At 71.2% G+C, this 17,451-nt stretch carries 14 protein-coding genes and 2 pseudogenes; 8 read left to right on the plus strand and 8 right to left on the minus strand.

All coding sequences use genetic code 11. The features are described from left to right. Positions 1–457 precede the first annotated feature (457 nt). Together glnA and ACRDTB_RS31435 are read right to left on the minus strand one after the other, a co-directional pair. Positions 458–1,801 carry a type I glutamate--ammonia ligase gene (gene glnA / locus ACRDTB_RS31430; protein WP_431435822.1) on the minus strand — a complete coding sequence of 448 codons (1,344 nt, stop codon included), beginning with the start codon at positions 1,799–1,801 and terminating at the stop codon, positions 458–460. 23 nt (positions 1,802–1,824) lie between these two features. Beyond that, positions 1,825–2,336, minus strand: a pseudogene (locus ACRDTB_RS31435) (MFS transporter); the annotation flags it as partial. Between ACRDTB_RS31435 and ACRDTB_RS31440 the strand changes: the two are divergent. The 3 genes and pseudogenes from ACRDTB_RS31440 to ACRDTB_RS31450 form a co-directional block, all read left to right on the plus strand. After that, positions 2,325–2,885: pseudogene (locus ACRDTB_RS31440) on the plus strand (GlxA family transcriptional regulator); the annotation flags it as partial. The pseudogenes ACRDTB_RS31435 and ACRDTB_RS31440 overlap by 12 nt on opposite strands. Before the next feature lie 26 nt (positions 2,886–2,911). Then, positions 2,912–3,625, plus strand: a complete 714-nt coding sequence (locus ACRDTB_RS31445) for an LppX_LprAFG lipoprotein (RefSeq protein ID WP_431435823.1) — start codon at positions 2,912–2,914, stop codon at positions 3,623–3,625. Beyond that, on the plus strand, positions 3,622–5,127 hold the full coding sequence (locus ACRDTB_RS31450; RefSeq protein WP_431435824.1) for an MFS transporter: 1,506 nt from the start codon (positions 3,622–3,624) through the stop codon (positions 5,125–5,127). Before ACRDTB_RS31445 ends, ACRDTB_RS31450 begins: the two co-directional genes overlap by 4 nt. Before the next feature lie 286 nt (positions 5,128–5,413). Here ACRDTB_RS31450 and ACRDTB_RS31455 read toward each other — a convergent pair whose 3' ends face one another. Continuing rightward, positions 5,414–6,967: an alpha/beta hydrolase gene (locus ACRDTB_RS31455; protein ID WP_431435834.1), complete on the minus strand. Its 1,554-nt coding sequence runs from the start codon at positions 6,965–6,967 to the stop codon at positions 5,414–5,416. A 162-nt stretch (positions 6,968–7,129) separates the two neighbouring features. Between ACRDTB_RS31455 and secA2 the strand changes: the two genes are divergently transcribed. The 4 genes from secA2 to ACRDTB_RS31475 all read left to right on the plus strand — a co-directional run bounded on the left by secA2 (position 7,130) and on the right by ACRDTB_RS31475 (position 13,325). Further along, entirely contained in the window at positions 7,130–9,457 is a 2,328-nt protein-coding gene (secA2, locus tag ACRDTB_RS31460) for an accessory Sec system translocase SecA2 (RefSeq protein WP_431435836.1), read from the plus strand. A gap of 373 nt (positions 9,458–9,830) precedes the next feature. Beyond that, positions 9,831–11,537, plus strand: a complete 1,707-nt coding sequence (locus ACRDTB_RS31465; protein WP_431435825.1) for an NAD+ synthase — start codon at positions 9,831–9,833, stop codon at positions 11,535–11,537. 152 nt (positions 11,538–11,689) lie between these two features. Next, complete coding sequence (gene panB, locus ACRDTB_RS31470; RefSeq protein ID WP_431435826.1) at positions 11,690–12,586, plus strand: 3-methyl-2-oxobutanoate hydroxymethyltransferase; 897 nt, start codon at positions 11,690–11,692, stop codon at positions 12,584–12,586. A gap of 118 nt (positions 12,587–12,704) precedes the next feature. Then, complete coding sequence (locus ACRDTB_RS31475) at positions 12,705–13,325, plus strand: dihydrofolate reductase family protein (RefSeq protein WP_431435827.1); 621 nt, start codon at positions 12,705–12,707, stop codon at positions 13,323–13,325. On the opposite strand, the gene ACRDTB_RS31480 is transcribed toward ACRDTB_RS31475, so the two are convergent. Then, positions 13,300–13,791, minus strand: a complete 492-nt coding sequence (locus tag ACRDTB_RS31480) for an SRPBCC family protein (RefSeq protein WP_431435828.1) — start codon at positions 13,789–13,791, stop codon at positions 13,300–13,302. The two genes, ACRDTB_RS31475 and ACRDTB_RS31480, sit on opposite strands and share 26 nt — an antisense overlap. Positions 13,792–13,859: 68 nt before the next feature. After that, complete coding sequence (locus ACRDTB_RS31485; RefSeq protein ID WP_431435829.1) at positions 13,860–14,798, minus strand: glutathione S-transferase family protein; 939 nt, start codon at positions 14,796–14,798, stop codon at positions 13,860–13,862. Positions 14,799–14,832: 34 nt separating this feature from the next. Here ACRDTB_RS31485 and pip point away from each other — a divergent pair, with 34 nt between their 5' ends. After that, a complete protein-coding gene (gene pip / locus ACRDTB_RS31490; RefSeq protein WP_431435830.1) occupies positions 14,833–15,789 on the plus strand; it encodes a prolyl aminopeptidase in 957 nt (318 codons plus the stop codon). On the opposite strand, the gene ACRDTB_RS31495 is transcribed toward pip, so the two are convergent. The 3 genes from ACRDTB_RS31495 to npdG form a co-directional block, all read right to left on the minus strand. Next, the gene (locus ACRDTB_RS31495) at positions 15,773–16,519 is read right to left on the minus strand and encodes a helical backbone metal receptor (RefSeq protein ID WP_431435837.1); all 747 of its coding nucleotides are present in this window, start codon (positions 16,517–16,519) and stop codon (positions 15,773–15,775) included. The genes pip and ACRDTB_RS31495 overlap by 17 nt on opposite strands. Then, a complete protein-coding gene (locus tag ACRDTB_RS31500; protein ID WP_431435831.1) occupies positions 16,512–16,910 on the minus strand; it encodes a DUF4326 domain-containing protein in 399 nt (132 codons plus the stop codon). Before ACRDTB_RS31500 ends, ACRDTB_RS31495 begins: the two co-directional genes overlap by 8 nt. Next, a partial coding sequence (npdG, locus tag ACRDTB_RS31505; protein ID WP_431435832.1) for an NADPH-dependent F420 reductase occupies positions 16,910–17,451 on the minus strand: 542 nt, incomplete at its 5' end. The genes npdG and ACRDTB_RS31500, both read right to left, overlap by 1 nt.

Below are 17,451 nucleotides of genomic sequence, written 5' to 3' on the forward strand. Positions count from 1 at the left end.
ATCAAACTCTCCAATAATGCATCAAAGAGAAAAAACCCCAGCAACACCCAACCAAAAGGCCAGGCACAAGCTCACTAGCATCAATCGACACACTGTTGAGTTCTCAAACAACACACGCACACCCATCACGAACCGCATGACCGCGACTCGATCAAAAGGGACGTCTGCTTGGTTTCCTGCTTGGCTGGATCCGCCACTCCCTGCTTGGGAGACCGAAAGGGTCTCGCTTGGGAGGAGAACCGGATCGCTGCGCCGCAACACGCTATCTGGTCCGGTGCGCGATGTCAACTCGCTCGGCCCAGCTCGTTGCCAGCCCCTAAAGTGTATCAGGGACCTGACGGTTCACGTCGTCCGGGTCTGGCTCGCTACTTCCGGGCCCGTCCGCCGTGCGGTGCGACGTGAGAAAAGTTAGCGACCGGCCGCACACAAAGTCAAATCGGCTGGTCAGCGGCCTGTCCTACAAGATCGGGAGCAGCGTCCGGAGCTCGTACGGCGTCACCGAGCGCCGGTAGGCGTCCCACTCGTTGCGCTTGTTCCGGAGAAAGAAGTCGAAGACGTGCTCACCGAGCGTTTCGGCCAGCAACTCCGAGTTCTCCATCTCCGCGAGTGCCTCGCCCAGGTTCTGCGGCAGATGCGCGTACCCGGCCGCGCGTCGCTCCGCGTCGGTGAGTGACCACACGTCGTCCTCGGCGGCCGGCGGCAGCTCGTACTCCTCACGCACACCCTTGAGGCCGGCGGCGAGGATGACCGCGTATGCCAGGTAAGGATTACAGGCCGAATCCAGGCTCCGGATCTCCACGCGGCGGGAGGACGCCTTTCCCGGTGAATACATGGGAACCCGAACCAGCGCGGACCGGTTCGCGTGACCCCAGCACACCGCGGACGGGGCTTCTCCGCCAACGATCAGGCGTTTGTACGAGTTGACCCACTGGTTGGTGACGGCCGAGATCTCCCGCGCGTGCCGCAGCAGCCCCGCGACGAACGCCTTGCCGGTCGCCGACAGCTCGTACGGGTCCTCGCCCTCGTAGAAGGCGTTCCGGTCGCCCTCGAACAGGCTGACGTGCGTGTGCATGCCCGATCCGGGCTGGCCGGAGAAGGGCTTGGGCATGAACGAGGCCCGTACGCCCTGGGTCAGCGCCACCTCCTTGACCACGTACCGGAACGTCATCACGTTGTCGGCCATGGTCAGCGCGTCGGCGTAGCGCAGGTCGATCTCCTGCTGGCCGGGGGCGCCCTCGTGGTGGCTGAACTCCACGGAGATGCCCATCGCCTCGAGTGTCTCGATGGCGTGCCGGCGGAAGTGCGTGGCCGTGGCGTGGCTGGCCTGGTCGAAGTACCCGCCGTTGTCGGCCGGGACCGGCTCGCGGCCGTCCTCGAACATCTCCGACAGCAGGAAGAACTCGATCTCGGGGTGCACGTAGCAGGTGAACCCGGCCTCGCCGGCCTTGGCGAGCGTGCGCCGCAGGACGTGCCTCGGGTCGGCCCACGACGGCGAGCCGTCCGGCATCGCGATGTCGCAGAACATCCGCGCCGCGTAGTGGTGGCCCTCGGGGTTCTCCCACGGCAGCACCTGGAACGTCGCCGGGTCGGGCCGGGCGACCATGTCCGACTCGTAGACGCGGGCGAAGCCCTCGATCGCGGAGCCGTCGAAGCCGATGCCCTCGGCGAACGCGCCCTCGAGCTCGGCCGGGGCCACCGCCACCGACTTGAGAAAGCCCAGGACATCGGTGAACCAGAGGCGCACGAAGCGGATGTCGCGCTCCTCGAGGGTGCGGAGGACGAACTCCTGCTGACGATCCATGCCGAAAGCCTAGGTAGGCCGTGTTAACGCCGTGTTTCGGCGCGGCTCGGATCCCGGATCGGGCGTATGGCGAGCGACAGCAGCGCCGCCGCGACGCACAGCCCGCCGGCGACGACCCACGCGAGGTCGTAGCTCCCCCGCACGTCCCGAACCGCGCCCGCGGCGACCGCGGCCAGAGCGGCGCCGACCTGGTGCGCGCGGCGAACACCCAGCCGAACACGACCGGCCCGTTGACACCAAACCTGTTGCAGCACAAGGCAACCGTGGGTGGCACGGTCGCGATCCAGTCTAGGCCGTAGAACACGACGAACACCCACATGCTCGGCTGGGTGTCCGGCGCGAACAGCGCGGGCAGGATCATCAGCGACAGGCCGCGCAGCGTGTAGTAGCCGCCGAGCAGCAGCCGCGGGTCGACCCGGTCGGTCAGCCAGCCGGAGAGGATCTGGCCGGCCACGTCGAAGATCCCGATCAGCGCGAGCAGCGACGCGGCGGTCGTGTGCGGCATGCCGTGGTCGTGCGCCGCGTGCTGTTCGTGGACGACGGCGACATGCTGACCTCGGCCGGCCTCGGTGCGGGCGTCGACCTGTGCCTGCACGTCGTGCGCACCGACCACGGCAGCGAGGTGGCCAACCGGGCGGCCCGCTACTGCGTGGTGCCACCGTGGCGGGAGGGTGGCCAGTCGCAGTTCATCGACCGGCACGTGCCCGAGAACAGAGGTGACGGGCGAGCCGACGGGACGGCCCCGACCAGGGCCTGGGCGCTGCGCCGGCTCGACGAGCCGCTGGACCTCGCCACGCTCGCGGCCCACGCGCGGATGAGCGTGCGCACGTTCTCCCGGCGGTTCCGCGCGGAGACCGGCCAGGCGCCGGGCGGCTGGTTGACCCAGCAGCGGGTGCGGCACGCGATGCACCTGCTCGAGTCGACCGACCTCACGGTGGACGCGGTCGCGGCGCGGTCCGGCCTCGGCACGGGGGCCTCGCTGCGCCAGCACATGCGGGCCGCTCACGGTGTCTCACCGCTGGCGTACCGGAGAACGTTCCGGGCGAGCGCGGTGGCGGGCAGGCTGCGATTCGGCCAAGGCTGAACCGCTCTCAGCTTCACGGTTCTACGATGCGCGGCATGGTCATGCGCCGGTTCCTGGTCGCCCTGCTCGCGTTCCTCGCGACGGTCCTCTCCGCCTGCACCTCGGACGAGGGCGGTGCGGACGGCGGCTCGTTACCGGACGCCGCCGGGCTCCTCGACGACGCCGCGAAGTCGGCGGCGGACATCCGCAGCGCCCACTTCACGCTCGCGGTCAACGGCACGGTGCCGGGGCTGGACGTGCAGAGCGCCGAGGGCGACCTGACCCGGGAGGGCGGCGACGCCGGCGCTGCGCAGGGCTCGGTGAAGATGATGTTGTTCGGCAGCCTGTTCGAGGGCGAGTTCGTGATCGTCGACGACAAGGCCTACGTCAAGGGCCCGACGGGCGGCTACCAGGAGCTCCCGGCCGCGTTGATCGCGAACCTGTACGACCCGGCCGCCATCCTCGACCCGAGCCGCGGCATCGCGAACGTGCTGTCCAACGTGCAGGCCCCGAACACCGAGGCCGCCGAGGACCTCGACGGCGTGCCCACCTACCGGGTGAAGGGCAAGGCCAGCCGGGACGTCATCGCGGATCTCGTGCCGGGCGTCGACTCCGATGTGGACATCACGTTCTGGCTGCGGCAGGACGGCGACCACCAGCCCGTGAAGGCGAGCGTGGCGGTGCCAGCGGAGGGATCGCCCACTGTGGACGTCACTCTGTCCGATGTGGACAAGCCGGTCGAGATCACCGCGCCACAGTGACGTCGGTCGAGGCGCCCGTCGGGCGCGGGCGGGCCATCGCCATCGGGGCGGGTGGGCTCGCCGTGCTGCTCGGCGCGCTGGACACGTACGTCGTCGTCAGCGTGTTCCGGCAGATCATCGACGACCTGCGGATCCCGGTGAACCGGCTGGAGCGGATCACGCCGGTGGTCACCGGGTACCTGCTCGGCTATGTGGCGGCGATGCCGCTGCTCGGCCAGGCGTCGGACCGGTTCGGCCGCAAGGTGCTCCTGCAGGTGTGCCTCGGCGGGTTCCTGGTGGGCTCGGTGGTCACCGCCATGTCCGGGGACCTGTTCCTGCTGGTGGCCGGCCGGGTGATCCAGGGCGTGGCCAGTGGCGCGCTGCTGCCGGTGACGATGGCGCTGGTGGCGGACCTGTGGGCGGCGCACCGGCGGTCGGCGGTGCTGGGGGCGGTCGGCGCGGCGCAGGAGCTCGGCTCGGTGCTCGGGCCTTTGTACGGGATAGCGATCGCCGCGGTCGCGGGGTGGCGCGGGGTGTTCTGGGTGAACGTGCCACTCGCGCTGCTGGCGATGGTGGCCGTGCACTTCACGGTGCCGACGCGGCGGGTGGTCCGGTCCCCGGTGGATGTCGTCGGCGCGGCGCTGCTGGCCGGGTGCCTGGCACTCGCGGTGGTGGGGCTGTACAACCCGTCGCCGCGCGAGACCGTGCTGCCGCCATGGGGCGTGCCGCTGCTCGTCGGCGCACTTGTCTTCCTGGCCGGCTTCGTGGTGTGGGAGTACCGCGCGCGGACGCGGCTGATCGACACGCGCGGGGTGTCGATGCGGCCGTTCCTCGCGTGCCTCGGGGCGAGCCTCGCGGCGGGCGCGGCACTGATGGTGACGCTGGTGAACATCGACCTGTTCGGGCAGACGCTGCTCGGGCGCGACGACCAGGGCAGCGTGCTGCTGCTGGTGCGGTTCCTCGTCGCGCTGCCCGTCGGCGCGCTGGCCGGCGGCTGGCTGGCGAGCCGGTTCGGCGACCGGTGGCCGGCCGTGCTGGGTCTGCTCGTCGCGGCGCTGGGGTTCCTGCTGATCTCGGGCTGGCCGGTGGAGGTGCTGTCGGCGCGGCACTCGCTGGGGTTCGTGTCGCTCCCCCGGCTCGACGTGGACCTCGCGGTGACCGGACTCGGGCTGGGCCTGGTGATCGCGCCGCTGTCGTCGGCCGCGCTGCGCGTCGTGCCGGCGTCGCAGCACGGCGTGGCGGCGGCCGGCGTGGTGGTGGCGCGGATGACCGGGATGCTGATCGGCGTGGCGGCACTGGCGGCGTGGGGCCTGCACCGGTTCCACACGCTGACCGCGACCCTGAACACGCCGCTGCCGTTCGGCAAGTCGCCGCAGGAGGTGGAGCGGGAGATGACCGCGTACCGGGCTGCGGTGAACTCGGCGCTGCTGACCCAGTACACGGAGATCTTCCTGATCACGGCGTTCGTCTGCGTGGGCGGCGCGGTGCTGGCGCTGTTCGTCACCGGCCGGCGCCGCGACTAACTCCCTTGCTCCGCGACTGATTCCGTTGCTCCGCGGGTTGTCCACAGTGGTCCAGGTTGTCCACAGGCGAGCCCGCGACCCCGGTTTTGTCAGTGTTCGCCGGTAGACTGGCGTCGAGGGTGGCCCCCGGTGAGGGTGGGGCTTTCGAGAGTCCGGTTCTGCACGCGCGCGCGTGCGCGGGACGTTTTTCGCTTGCGCGCGGGGACATTTCGCCTGCGCGCGGACGGTTGGCGTGAGCGGGGCGGTTTGGTCGGGCGCGCGGTCGCGCGTGCGAGCTAGCCCGGGGTCAGGGCTTGCAGCGGGTTCCTTCAGCGGGAAGCTTGCCTTCGATGAGGTACGTGGCGCCTGCCTTGTCCACGCAACCGTTGCCCTGCAGGAACACCGTGTGCTGGGTGGCCTCGTAGGTCAGCAGGCCGCCCTGCAACGCCTTCGCCAGCGCGACACCCGCCTGGTACGGGGTGGCCGGGTCGTTCGTCGTCGAGATGACCAGGACCGGGGGCAGGCCCTCGACCTTCGGCACGTGTGGCGCGCTCGTCGGCGGGACGGGCCAGAACGCGCACGCGTCGCGGGCGGTGCCGGGTGGGTTGCCGTCGTCGAGGAACGGGGCCGCCCTCTTGTAGCGGGTGTTCAGGTCCTTGATCACGTTCGGGTCGGTCACCCGGGGGTCGTCGACGCAGTGGATCGCGGTGAAGGCGTCCTGGGTGGTCGTGTACTCCCCGTCCCGACCGCGTTCCAGATACAGGTCCGCCAGGAACATCAGCATCCGGCCCTCCTGCTGGCGCAGCTCGTTCAGGCCCGTGTTCAGGTTCTCCCACAGCTGCTGGGAGTACAGCGCCTGGACCACCCCGGTCGTCGCGTCCTCGAACGACAGCGGGCGGCCGTCGACGTCGACCGGGCGGTCCGCCAGCGGGCGGATCAGGTCCTGGAAGGTGCCCAGCGCGGCGTTCGCGTCCCGGCCGAGGGCGCAGTCCTCGCGATCGACGCACCATGCCACGAAGTCACCGAACGCCTTCTGGAAACCGGCCCCCTGCGCGACCGTCGAGTCGATCTGGTCCTGCGTGGGGTCGACGGCCCCGTCGAGGACCAGGGCTCGCACGTTCTCCGGAAACGCCTCGGCGTACGCGCTCCCGATCCGGGTCCCGTAGGAGAACCCGACATAGCTGAGCTTGTCGTCGCCCAGCGCCGAGCGCAGCACGTCCAGGTCCTTCACGACATCCCGCGTGCCGATGTTGGCGAGCATCTCCTTGCCGTGCCCGGTCCGCGACGCGCACTTCGCCGCGTAGTCCCTCGCCTGCGCCTCGGTGTCCCGGATCCCCTCCGGCGACGTGTCCAGCTCGCTGTCGTCGGCGCGCTCCGCGTCGGTCTCCTCGTCGGTGAGGCACTCGACGGTCGGCTCGCTCGAGCCCACGCCGCGCGGGTCGAAGCCGACGAAGTCGAACCGGGCCGCGAGATCGTCGTTCGCCTTGGCCACCGAGGCCGCGGTCGACAGGCCGGCCACCCCGGGGCCACCCGGGTTCACCAGCAGCGACCCGATCCGGTCCGCCCGCGAGGTGGCCGGTTTGCGCAGCACGCCGATGCGGATCGTCTCGCCGGTGGGATCTGCGTACTTCAGCGGAACCGTCAGGTGGGTGCACTGCACGGCCGGGTCGGACAGCTGCTCGGCGTCGAACTCGCCGGTGGCGTAGTCCGTGCAGCCTTCCCAGGTCAGCTGCTGGCCGTAGAACCCGTCCAGGCCGTCGGGCACCTCCCCGGCCGGCCCGTTCGTCTCGTCGAACGGAAGTCTCGGCCCGGATGACCCGCCGACCGTCGACGTGCATCCGCTCGCCAGGGCGGCGAGCATGAGTACGGCGGCGAGCTGACGCGATCGGGTCACGGGCCGATCCTCCCATCGGGGTGTGAATAGGCTGTTGGGTTGGCTGGAACCAATCAGACCGGTTCCACCGTTACCGTGCAGGACGGCGAACGACAGAAGCGAGGAGGTGAGCGTCGGGTGGCGGCGTTCATGCGACGGGTCAAGAACCGGTTCAGCCGGTTCATGGATCGTCCGGCCACCGTCGACATCTCCCGTTACAAGGAGCTGCTCAAGTCCGTCGAGTGGCGCGAGGCCAAGATCGAGAAGCTCGACGATGCCGAGCTCACCGAGGCCGCCGCGAGGCTGCGCGACGCGGACTCCTTCGGCGAGAAGGAGCTGGCCGAACTGTCTGCGCTCGGCCGTGAGGCGGCGCGGCGCGCGCTCGACGAGCGGCCCTACGACGTGCAGCTGCTCGGCACGATGGAGCTGCTCGCCGGGCACGTCGTGCAGATGGCCACCGGTGAGGGCAAGACGCTCGCGGGCGCGCTGGCCGCCGCGGGGTACGCCATCCAGGGCCGGCCGGTGCACGTGATGTCGGTGAACGACTACCTGGCCCGGCGCGACGCGGAGTGGATGGGCCCGGTCTACGAACTGCTCGGCGTCACGGTCGCGTGGGTCGGCCAGACGTCCACGCCGGAGGAGCGATGCGCGGCGTACTCGGCGGACGTCACGTACGGCTCGGTCAGCGAGATCGGCTTCGACGTGCTGCGCGACCGGCTGTGCACCGAACCCGCCGACATGGTCGGCCGCGAGCCGGACGTGGTGCTGGTCGACGAGGCGGACTCGGTGCTCATCGACGAGGCGAAGGTCCCGCTGGTGCTCGCCGGCTCGTCGGACGACGCGCAGACCGACCCGGAGGTCGCCAAGATCGTCCGCACGCTGCGGCCCGGTGCGCACTACGAGCGCGACGAGGACGGCCGCAACGCCTGGCTGACCACGCGCGGGGCCAAGATGGTGGAGAAGGCGCTCGGTGGGGTCGACCTGTACTCCGGCGAGCACAGCGACCGGCTCGCCGCGGTGAACGCCGCGCTGCACGCCCACGCGCTGCTGGAGCGCGACGTCGACTACATCGTCCGGGACGGCAAGGTCCACCTGATCAACTCCTCGCGCGGCCGGATCGCGCTGCGCCAGCGCTGGCCCGACGGGTTGCAGGCGGCGGTCGAGGCCAAGGAGCGGCTGCGGCCGACGGAGAGCGGCGAGGTGCTCGACTCGATCAGCGTGCAGGGCCTGATCAGCCGCTACCGGACCGTGTGCGGAATGACCGGCACCGCATCGGCGGTCGCCGAGCAGCTGCGCGAGTTCTACGAGCTGCGGGTCGCGGTGATCCCGCCGAACAAGCCCTGCGTCCGCGAGGACGAGGCGGACCGGCTCTACGACACGGTCGAGAACAAGGAGAAGGCGATCGTCGCGGAGATCGCCGAGACGCATGCCGCCGGGCGGCCGATCCTGATCGGCACGCGGGACGTGGCCGAGTCGGAGCGGCTCGCGAAGATGCTCGCGGAGGCGGACGTGCAGTGCGTCGTGCTCAACGCGAAGAACGACGCGCAGGAGGCCGCGATCGTGGCCGAGGCCGGCGCGCACGGAGCGGTCACGGTGTCCACGCAGATGGCCGGGCGGGGTACCGACATCCGGCTCGGCGGCACGGCCACGCCCTCGGACCACGACAAGGTGGCGGAGCTGGGCGGGCTGCTGGTGATCGGCACCGGGCGCTACCAGTCCTCGCGGCTGGACGACCAGCTGCGCGGCCGGTCGGGGCGGCAGGGCGACCCGGGCGGGTCGGTCATGTTCGCCTCGCTCGCCGACGACCAGGTCGTGCAGTACGCGCCGGACGCCACCGCGGGCGACGCGCCGGACGACGACGGCCGGCTCGACGATCCCACCACGCAGCGGTTCGTCGACCACGCGCAGAAGGTGGCCGAGGGTGTCCAGCTGGAGATCCACCGCAACACGTGGCGGTACACCCGGCTGATCGAGCACCAGCGCAAGGTGTTGCTCGAGTACCGCGACGAGCTGCTGCGTACGGACCTCGCGTCGACGGAGCTGGCCGCGGTGACCGGCGAGCGCTGGGAGTCGTTGACGGAGTCGCACGACGACGAGGTTCTTGAGCGGGCGGCGCGGCAGATCATGCTCTACCACCTCGACGAGCGGTGGACCGAGCACCTGGCGTTCCTGGCCGACGTGCGGGAGTCGATCCACCTGCGAGCGCTCGCGAAGGAGACCCCGATCGACGAGTTCCACCGGACCGCGATCCCCGAGTTCCGCAAGATCGCCGACGAGATCGCCGAGCGGGCCGCGAAGACGCTCGAGAAGGTGGAGATCACCGCGGCGGGCGCGGACCTGGAGGCGGAGGGCCTGCGCCGGCCGTCGGCGACGTGGACGTACATGGTCCACGACAACCCGTTCGACACCGACGCGGAGCAGGCCCTGCAGCGCGTCCGCACCGTGATCAAGAAAGTCCGCGGCGGCACCCGCCGCTAACCCGCGAGTCCAACACTCCGAACCCGCGAGTCCAACACCCCGAACCCGCGAGTCCAACATTCCGGACCCGCGTGTTGAACGCTCCGGATCCACGGTTGGGAACTCGGGAACGAGAACCGGGAACTCGCGTGCGAGAACCGGGGACTCGCGTGCGGGAGCGGGGGACTCGCGAGATCTGGGTGCTGGACTCGCGGGTCGCGAACGTTGAACTCGCGGGTCGCGAACGTTGGACTCGCGGGTCGCGAACGTTGGACTCGCGGGTCTGGACGGTTGGACTCGCGGGTCTGGACGGTTGGACTCGCGGGTCTGGAGCGTTGGACTCGCGGGGTTGGGCTTTTCGACTTGGGGGCGAAAACTGTGCGAGGATGGTGGCATGGCTCAGCTTCGGATTGCGCTGGCACAGGTCAACGCCACCGTCGGGGACCTCGACGGGAACGCCGCGCTGATCGACGCGTGGACCCGCCGCGCCCATGACGCCGGCGCGCACCTCGTCGTCTTCCCCGAGATGGTGCTCACCGGCTACCCCGTGGAGGACCTGGCGCTGCGTGAGTCGTTCGCGGTCGGATCGAAGCAGGCACTGACCACGCTCGCCGCGCAGCTCGACGAGGCCGGCTGCGGGGACGTCGCGAGCGTCGTGAGCTACCTGGACCGCGACGAGGCCGGCCCGCGCGACGCGGTCGCCGTGCTGCATGGCGGCAGGGTCGTCGCCACGCAGTTCAAGCACCACCTGCCCAACTACGGCGTCTTCGACGAGCGGCGCTACTTCACCCCCGGCCAGACGCTGGACATCCTGCGCGTCCACGGCCTCGAGGTCGGCATGGTGATCTGCGAGGACATCTGGCAGGAGGGCGGCCCGATCGCCGCGCTCGGCGAGGCGGGCGTCGACCTGATCGTGGCACCGAACGCGTCGCCCTACGAACGGGAGAAGGACGACGTCCGGCTGCCGCTCGTGGCCCGGCGCGCCGACGAGGCCACGGCGCCGCTGGTGTACGTGAACCTGGTCGGCGGGCAGGACGACCTCGTGTTCGACGGCGACTCGATGGTCGTCGCGGCGGACGGCACGCTGCAGACCCGTGCGCCCCGGTTCGTCGAGCACCTCACCGTGCTCGACCTGGACCTGCCGGCAGGTGCCGCGCGCACCGAGGGCACGGTCGGCGAGTTCACCGTGACCCGCAGGACCCTGCACGCCGATCCGCTGCCGCGCTACGAACCCCTGCCGACCCCCGAGAAGGCCGCGCCGCTGCCCGAGCTCGCCGAGGTCTGGGCGGCGCTGGTCCTGGGCCTGCGGGACTACGCGCACAAGAACGGCTTCCGCTCGGTCGTGCTCGGCCTGTCCGGCGGGATCGACTCGGCCGTGTGCGCGGTGCTCGCGGTCGACGCGCTCGGCGCGGAGAACGTCCACGGGGTGTCGATGCCGTCGGCCTACTCCTCGACGCACTCGCGCTCCGACGCGCAGGAGCTGGCCGAGCGGACCGGCCTGCCCTACCAGGTGCAGCCGATCGCCGACATGGTGGCGACGTTCACCGCGCAGCTCGGGCTGACCGGTGTCGCCGAGGAGAACGTGCAGGCCCGCTGCCGCGGCGTGACGCTGATGGGGCTGTCGAACCAGCACGGCCACCTGGTGCTGGCGACCGGCAACAAGACCGAGCTCGCGGTCGGCTACTCGACGATCTACGGCGACGCGGTCGGCGGGTTCGCACCGATCAAGGACGTGCCGAAGACGCTGGTCTGGGAGCTCGCCCGGTGGCGCAACGAACAAGGCGGCAAGCCACCGATCCCGGCGAACTCGATCAGCAAGCCACCGTCCGCCGAGCTGCGGCCCGGACAGGTCGACACCGACTCGCTGCCGGACTACGAGCTGCTCGACCGCGTCCTGGACGACTACGTGGAGGGCGACCGCGGCTACGCGGACCTGCTGTCGGCCGGTTTCGCGCCGAAGCTGGTGGACCGGGTGCTGCGGATGGTCGACGCGGCCGAGTACAAGCGGCGGCAGTACCCGCCGGGCACCAAGATCACCTTCAGGGCGTTCGGGCGCGACCGCCGCCTGCCGATCACGAACGCGTGGCGCGAGGGCAAGTAGCGATCAGAGCGATCGAACCGGGGTCGCGGGACCGTGTGAAGCTCGTCGCACGGCGCTGTGTACCAGCCGCGATGGTGCGACGCTGACTAGGTAACCATCCACGAACACCCGGGGACCCGCGCACGCGGGCTTCGAGGGAAGGACGGTCGACGATGACGTCTGCAGACACCCCCGCCTCCGGTCCGAAGACCGGCCAGAGCGGCGAGGTGACCGCCCCGTACGGCACCGGCCCGAGCGCCGCGCCCAAGCCGGCGAAGCGGGTGCGCATCCATCACCTGCGGGAGCTCAAGGAGCGCGGCGAGCCGTGGCCCATGCTCACCGCGTACGACATGTACACCGCGGAGCTGTTCGATGAGGCCGGCATCCCGGTGCTGCTGGTTGGCGACTCCGCGTCCAACAACGTCTACGGCTACGAGTCCTCGCTTCCGGTCACCGTGGACGAGCTGGTGCCGCTGGTACGCGCCGTGACCCGCTCGGTCAAGCGCGCGCTCGTCGTCGCCGACCTGCCCTTCGGGTCCTACCAGCTCTCGCCGGAGCAGGCGCTCGCCACGTCGGTCCGGATGATGAAGGAGGGCCGCGCGCACGCGGTGAAGCTCGAGGGCGGGCGGGCGTTCGCGCCGCACGTCAAGGCGATCACCACGGCCGGCGTGCCGGTGATGGGGCACATCGGGTTCACCCCGCAGAGCGAGCACAACCTCGGCGGCTACCGGGTGCAGGGCCGCGGCGACACGGGCGACGACCTCGTCGAGGACGCGCTCGCGCTGCAGAAGGCCGGCGCGTTCTCGGTCGTCATGGAGATGGTGCCGGCCGAGGTCGCGAAGCAGGTCACCCACGAGCTGCGGATCCCCACGATCGGCATCGGCGCGGGGCCGGACTGCGACGCGCAGGTGCTGGTCTGGCAGGACATGATGGGCCTGCGCCGCGGCCGGGCGCCGCGGTTCGTCAAGCGCTACGCGGACCTCGCGGGCGTCATGTCGGGCGCGGTCGAGCAGTTCGCGGCCGAGGTCCGGGAACGCCAGTTCCCCGCGCCCGAGCACGTCTTCCACTGAGTAACCAACCTGTCGGCCGCCCGGTTTCCCGGGCGGCCGATTTTTCTGTCTCCGAATGTCGAACCGGTGCCGCGCCGCCCGACGCACGGTCAGGAAACCCCCGATCGAAGGAGACACCATGAGCAAGATCGTGATCGACAGCTTCCTGACCCTCGACGGCGTCCTGCAGGCGCCGGGCGGCCCCGAGGAGGACCGCGACGGCGGCTTCACCCACGGCGGCTGGCAGGCCCCGCTCTTCGACGAGGAGTGCGGCGCGTACATCGGCGAGGGCTTCGCGCGGATCGAGGGACTGCTGCTCGGCCGCAAGACCTACGAGATCTTCGCCGGGTTCTGGCCGCACGTCTCCGACGACCACGATGACGCCGCGGCGGCCCAGGCGCTCAACGCGCTGCCGAAGTACGTGGCCTCGCGCACGCTGAAGTCGGTGGAGTGGCAGAACTCGAGCCTGCTCGGCGACGACGTGCCCGGCGCGGTCGCGAAGCTGCGGGAGCAGGAGGGCGGCGAGATCCACGTGATGGGCAGCGGCGACCTCATCCAGACGCTGCTGAAGCACGACCTGGTCGACGAGCTCTCACTGATGATCTTTCCCGTGGTGCTGGGCACCGGGAAGCGACTGTTCGGCGAGGGCACGGTGCCGGCGGCGTTCGAGCTGGCCGAGTCGCGCACGACGCCGTCCGGCGTGGTGATCTGCGTGTACCGGCGGGCCGGCGAGGTCACGTACGGCTCGTACGAGCTCTGACCTCGACGTGGGCCTTGAGGCGGCCGAGGGTGGTCGCGATGTTCGCGGTGTTCGCGGCGGCACGGTCCGGCTCGCCGGTGATCCAGATGGCGATCGGCACGAACCACCGCGGCACGCGCAGCCAGCTCGTCTCCGTGACGCGGCAGCCCGCACCGTCCGGCCGCAGGTCGTACTCCCACCGCGAGATCGGCACCTTGAACGGGGTGTCGACCTCGTAGGCGAACCGGCGGCCGGGCTCCGCCTCGGTGACCCGGCACGTGGTGGTCCACCGGCGCCAGCCGTTGCGGTTGGTGCCGGTGAACCGCGCGCCGACGGTCGCCGGGCCGGCCCCGCCGCGGCGGCGGACGCGGTAGACCTCCTCGGCGAAGTCGACCATGACCGTGGGGTCGCTGACGAGCCGGTACACCTCGGCCGGGCTCGCGTCGATGCGTACCTCACCGGTCGCGAGCGGTTCGCTGGTCGTCATGCCTCGACCCCAACAGCCCGCCCACGACCGGTCAAGGAAGGGTCAGTGCGGAGCGACCGGGAGGTCAGCTAGCCGCGACCGTGCGGCTCGTGCCAGCCGGACAGGTCCGGGCCCCGCGGGACGATGCCGGTCGGGTTGATCATGGGGTGGGTGCCGTAGTAGTGGCGCTTGATGTGGTCGAAGTCGACGGTCTCACCGATACCCGGCGTCTGGAACAGGTCCCGCGCGTACGCCCACAGCACGGGCAGCTCGGTCAGCTTGTTCCGGTTGCACTTGAAGTGCCCGTGGTAGACGGCGTCGAAGCGGACCAGCGTCGTGAACAGGCGGATGTCGGCCTCGGTGAGCTGGTCGCCGACCAGGTAGCGGCGGGTCGACAGCCGCTCGGAGAGGCGGTCCAGCTCGGCGAACAACGCGTCGAACGCCTCGTCGTGGGCCTCCTGGCTGCCGGCGAAACCCGCGCGGTACACGCCGTTGTTGACGTTGCGGAAGATCGGCTCGGCCACCTCGTCGATCTCCGCACGCAGCGCCTCCGGGTACAGGTCCGGCGCGTCCGGCTGGTGGAACGCGCGCCACTCGGTGGACAGGTCGAGCGTGATCCGGGGGTGGTCGTTGGTCACCACCCTGCCCGACTCGATGTCCACAATGGACGGAACGGTGACGCGGCCGGAGTAGTCCGGGTCGCCGGCGCGGTAGGCCTCGGCCAGGTACGCGATGCCCAGCACCGGGTCGCGGCCGCCCTCGTCGAGGGTGAACCGCCAGCCGGTGTCGTTTTCGCGGATCGGGTCCACCACCGCGAGTGAGATGGCGTCCTGGAGCCCGAGCAGCCGGCGCACGATGACCGACCGGTGCGCCCACGGGCAGGCCAGGCTCACGACCAGCCGGTACCGGCCGGGCTCGGCCCGCCATCCCGACGAGCCGTCCGCGGTGATCCGGTCGGTGAACCGGTTCGCCTGCCGCACGAACTCGCCCTGCTTCGAGGTCTCCTTGCCGAACTGCACGGTCGCCATACCCCGACCTTAAGTGAGCCGCCAGACTGTGCGCATGCGCTTCCTCTACCCGCCGGTCGAACCGCACGCCGAGGGCATGCTCGACGTCGGCGACGGGCACCGGATCCGCTGGGAGGTCAGCGGGAACCCGGACGGCAGGCCCGCGGTGTTCCTGCACGGCGGGCCGGGCAGCGGCTGCACTCCGCTGCAGCGGCGGCTGTTCGACCCCACCGCCTACCGGATCGTGCTGTTCGACCAGCGCGGCTGCGGGCGCAGCACGCCGCCGGTCGTGGCGCCGGACGCGGACCTGTCCGCCAATACCACGTGGCACCTGGTGGCCGACCTGGAGGCGCTGCGGTCGCACCTGGAGATCGACCGCTGGCAGCTCTTCGGCGGGTCGTGGGGCGCGACGCTCGCGCTGGCGTACGCGCAGCGCCACCCGGGGCGGGTCAGCGAGATCATCCTGCGCGGGGTGTTCCTGCTGCGGGCGCGCGAGCTGGACTGGATGTACCGGGGCGGTGCGGGGAACCTGTTCCCGGAGGCCTGGGCCACGTTCACCTCGCTGGTCCCGCCCGGTGCGGATCCGCTCACCACGTACCACCGGCTCATCGACGACCCGGACCCGATCGTGCGGGCGGGGGCCGCGGCGGCGTGGAGCAACTGGGAGGGCGCGGCGGTGTCGCTTACCCCAACCCCCGGCCTGACCGCGACGTACGCGGACCCGGCGTTCGCGGTGCCCTTCGCGCGGATCGCCCTGCACTACTTCGTGCACGGTGGCTGGCTCGAACCCGACCAGCTGATCCGCGACGCGGGCAAGCTGGCCGGCATCCCGGGCCGCATCGTGCAGGGCCGCTACGACGCCGTGTGCCCGCCGGTGACGGCATGGGAGCTGCACCAGGCCTGGCCCGACTCGACGCTGCTGCTGCTCCCGGAGGCCGGCCACGCGGTCACCGACCGCGGCGTGCTGGACGGGCTGCTGGCGGCGACGGACGAGTTCAGAGCGCGCGACTGAGCGCCGCGTGCGCCTCGACGAGGGACGGGCCGCACCAGGTCAGGTGGCGGCCCGACACGAGCACGCACCGCTTGCCGGGGAAGGCCTCCGGGCCGTCGTCGGCGGTGAACTCGTACGGCTCGTCCGGCAGGACCACGAGGTCGAACTCCGTGGCGCGCAACGCCTCCAGGGGTGGACGCGGGTAGCGGTCCGGGTCCTCGGCGTACGCGTTCGCCACGCCGAGTCGGCGCAGCACGTCGCCGGCGAAGGTGTCGCGGCCGAGAACCACCCACGGGCGGCGCCACACCGGAACGATCGCGGTGGCGCGGACCGGGGGCACGTCGCGCCACAGCTCCTCCGCCTCGACGAGCCAGCCCGGCTCGGCGATGTTCAGGCCCTGGGTCAGCAGGCGGCGAACCGAGCCGAGCCCCTCCGGCACGGTGGCCGCGGCGGCGGTGACCCACACCGGCACACCGTCCGCGCGGATGCGCTCGACGTCGTCCGGCCGGTTCTCCTCGGCGTTGGCCACGACGAGGTCCGGGTGCAGCGCGAGCACGTCGTCCACGCGCGGGTACTTCGAGCCGCCGACCCGCGGGACGTCGAGCGAGGCCGGGTGCGTGCAGTAGTCGGTGGCGCCCGCGACCAGGCCGGGCCGGCTGGTCTCGATCGCGTCGGTGAGCGACGGGACGAGGCTCACCACCGCCCGCGCCGGGGCGGCGAGCGTGACCGGCTCGCCTAGGTCGTCAGTCAGCACGGTCGGCCTCCTCGGCCAGGACGTCCGCGTGGCAGGCGGCGGGCGCGCACCAGCAGCCCAGCGCCCGGCCGCTCAGCTCGCCCGCCCGCACGCGGTCGAGCAGCTCCGGCTGGTCGGCGAGCCACGCGCGGTACCGCCGCACCATCTCGTCGCGGTCGACGTCGCGCAGGCGGACGAACGGGTTCGCGAAGTCCGACGCCGGCCACGAGTGCCGGGCGCCCGCGTGGCCGACGTAGGTGAGCATGCCAGCCTCGACCAGCCACGGGACCAGGTTCTTGTGCGGCCCGCCCTTGCGCACGTTCACCACCACCGTCCGGCCGTCGAGGACCGCCCGCGCGAGGGAGCGCTCCGCACGGGTCCAGCCACCGGCCTCAGGTGGAAGATCCACTAGACGTCCGTGACCCGTATTCCGGCGTGTGCCTTGTACCGCCGGTTGATCGCGATCAGGTTCGCGGTGAACGCCTCGACCTGGTGCGCGTTGCGCAGCCGACCGCCGTAGACGCCGCGCATGCCGGGGATCGCATCGGCGAGCGCGCGGACCAGGTCCGTCGCCTCACGGTCGTCGCCCAGCACCAGCACGTCCGTGGCCATCTCGGCGATGGACAGGTCGGCGAGGTGCACCGCCGACACGTGGTGGAACGCCGCCGTCACGCGGGACTCCGGCAGCAGCTTCTCCGCCTGCTGCGCGGCACTCCCCTCCTCGACCGGCAGCGCGAACGGGCCCTGCTTGTCGAAGCCCAGCGGGTTCACGCAGTCGATGACGATCTTGCCGACCAGGTGGTCGCGCACGGCGTCGAGTAGTGCGGCGTGCCCCTCCCACGGCACCGCGACCAGCACGACGTCCGCGCCAGCCGCGGCGCCCGCGTTGTCCAGCCCGCTGATCCGGCCGCCGACATCGTCGCCCCCCGCCGCCTCGCGCAGCGCGGCGG

Source organism: Actinophytocola sp. (assembly GCF_050699935.1).
Classification (GTDB): Bacteria; Actinomycetota; Actinomycetes; order Mycobacteriales; family Pseudonocardiaceae; genus Actinophytocola.

Coding starts and splice junctions, on each gene's coding strand:
- glnA (WP_431435822.1), bottom strand. CDS start 1,801: ATGGATCGTCAGCAGGAGTTCGTCCTCCGCACCCTCGAGGAGCGCGAC.
- ACRDTB_RS31445 (WP_431435823.1), top strand. CDS start 2,912: ATGCGCGGCATGGTCATGCGCCGGTTCCTGGTCGCCCTGCTCGCGTTC.
- ACRDTB_RS31455 (WP_431435834.1), bottom strand. CDS start 6,967: ATGCTCGCCGCCCTGGCGAGCGGATGCACGTCGACGGTCGGCGGGTCA.
- secA2 (WP_431435836.1), top strand. CDS start 7,130: ATGCGACGGGTCAAGAACCGGTTCAGCCGGTTCATGGATCGTCCGGCC.
- ACRDTB_RS31465 (WP_431435825.1), top strand. CDS start 9,831: ATGGCTCAGCTTCGGATTGCGCTGGCACAGGTCAACGCCACCGTCGGG.
- panB (WP_431435826.1), top strand. CDS start 11,690: ATGACGTCTGCAGACACCCCCGCCTCCGGTCCGAAGACCGGCCAGAGC.
- ACRDTB_RS31475 (WP_431435827.1), top strand. CDS start 12,705: ATGAGCAAGATCGTGATCGACAGCTTCCTGACCCTCGACGGCGTCCTG.
- ACRDTB_RS31480 (WP_431435828.1), bottom strand. CDS start 13,791: ATGACGACCAGCGAACCGCTCGCGACCGGTGAGGTACGCATCGACGCG.
- ACRDTB_RS31485 (WP_431435829.1), bottom strand. CDS start 14,798: ATGGCGACCGTGCAGTTCGGCAAGGAGACCTCGAAGCAGGGCGAGTTC.
- pip (WP_431435830.1), top strand. CDS start 14,833: ATGCGCTTCCTCTACCCGCCGGTCGAACCGCACGCCGAGGGCATGCTC.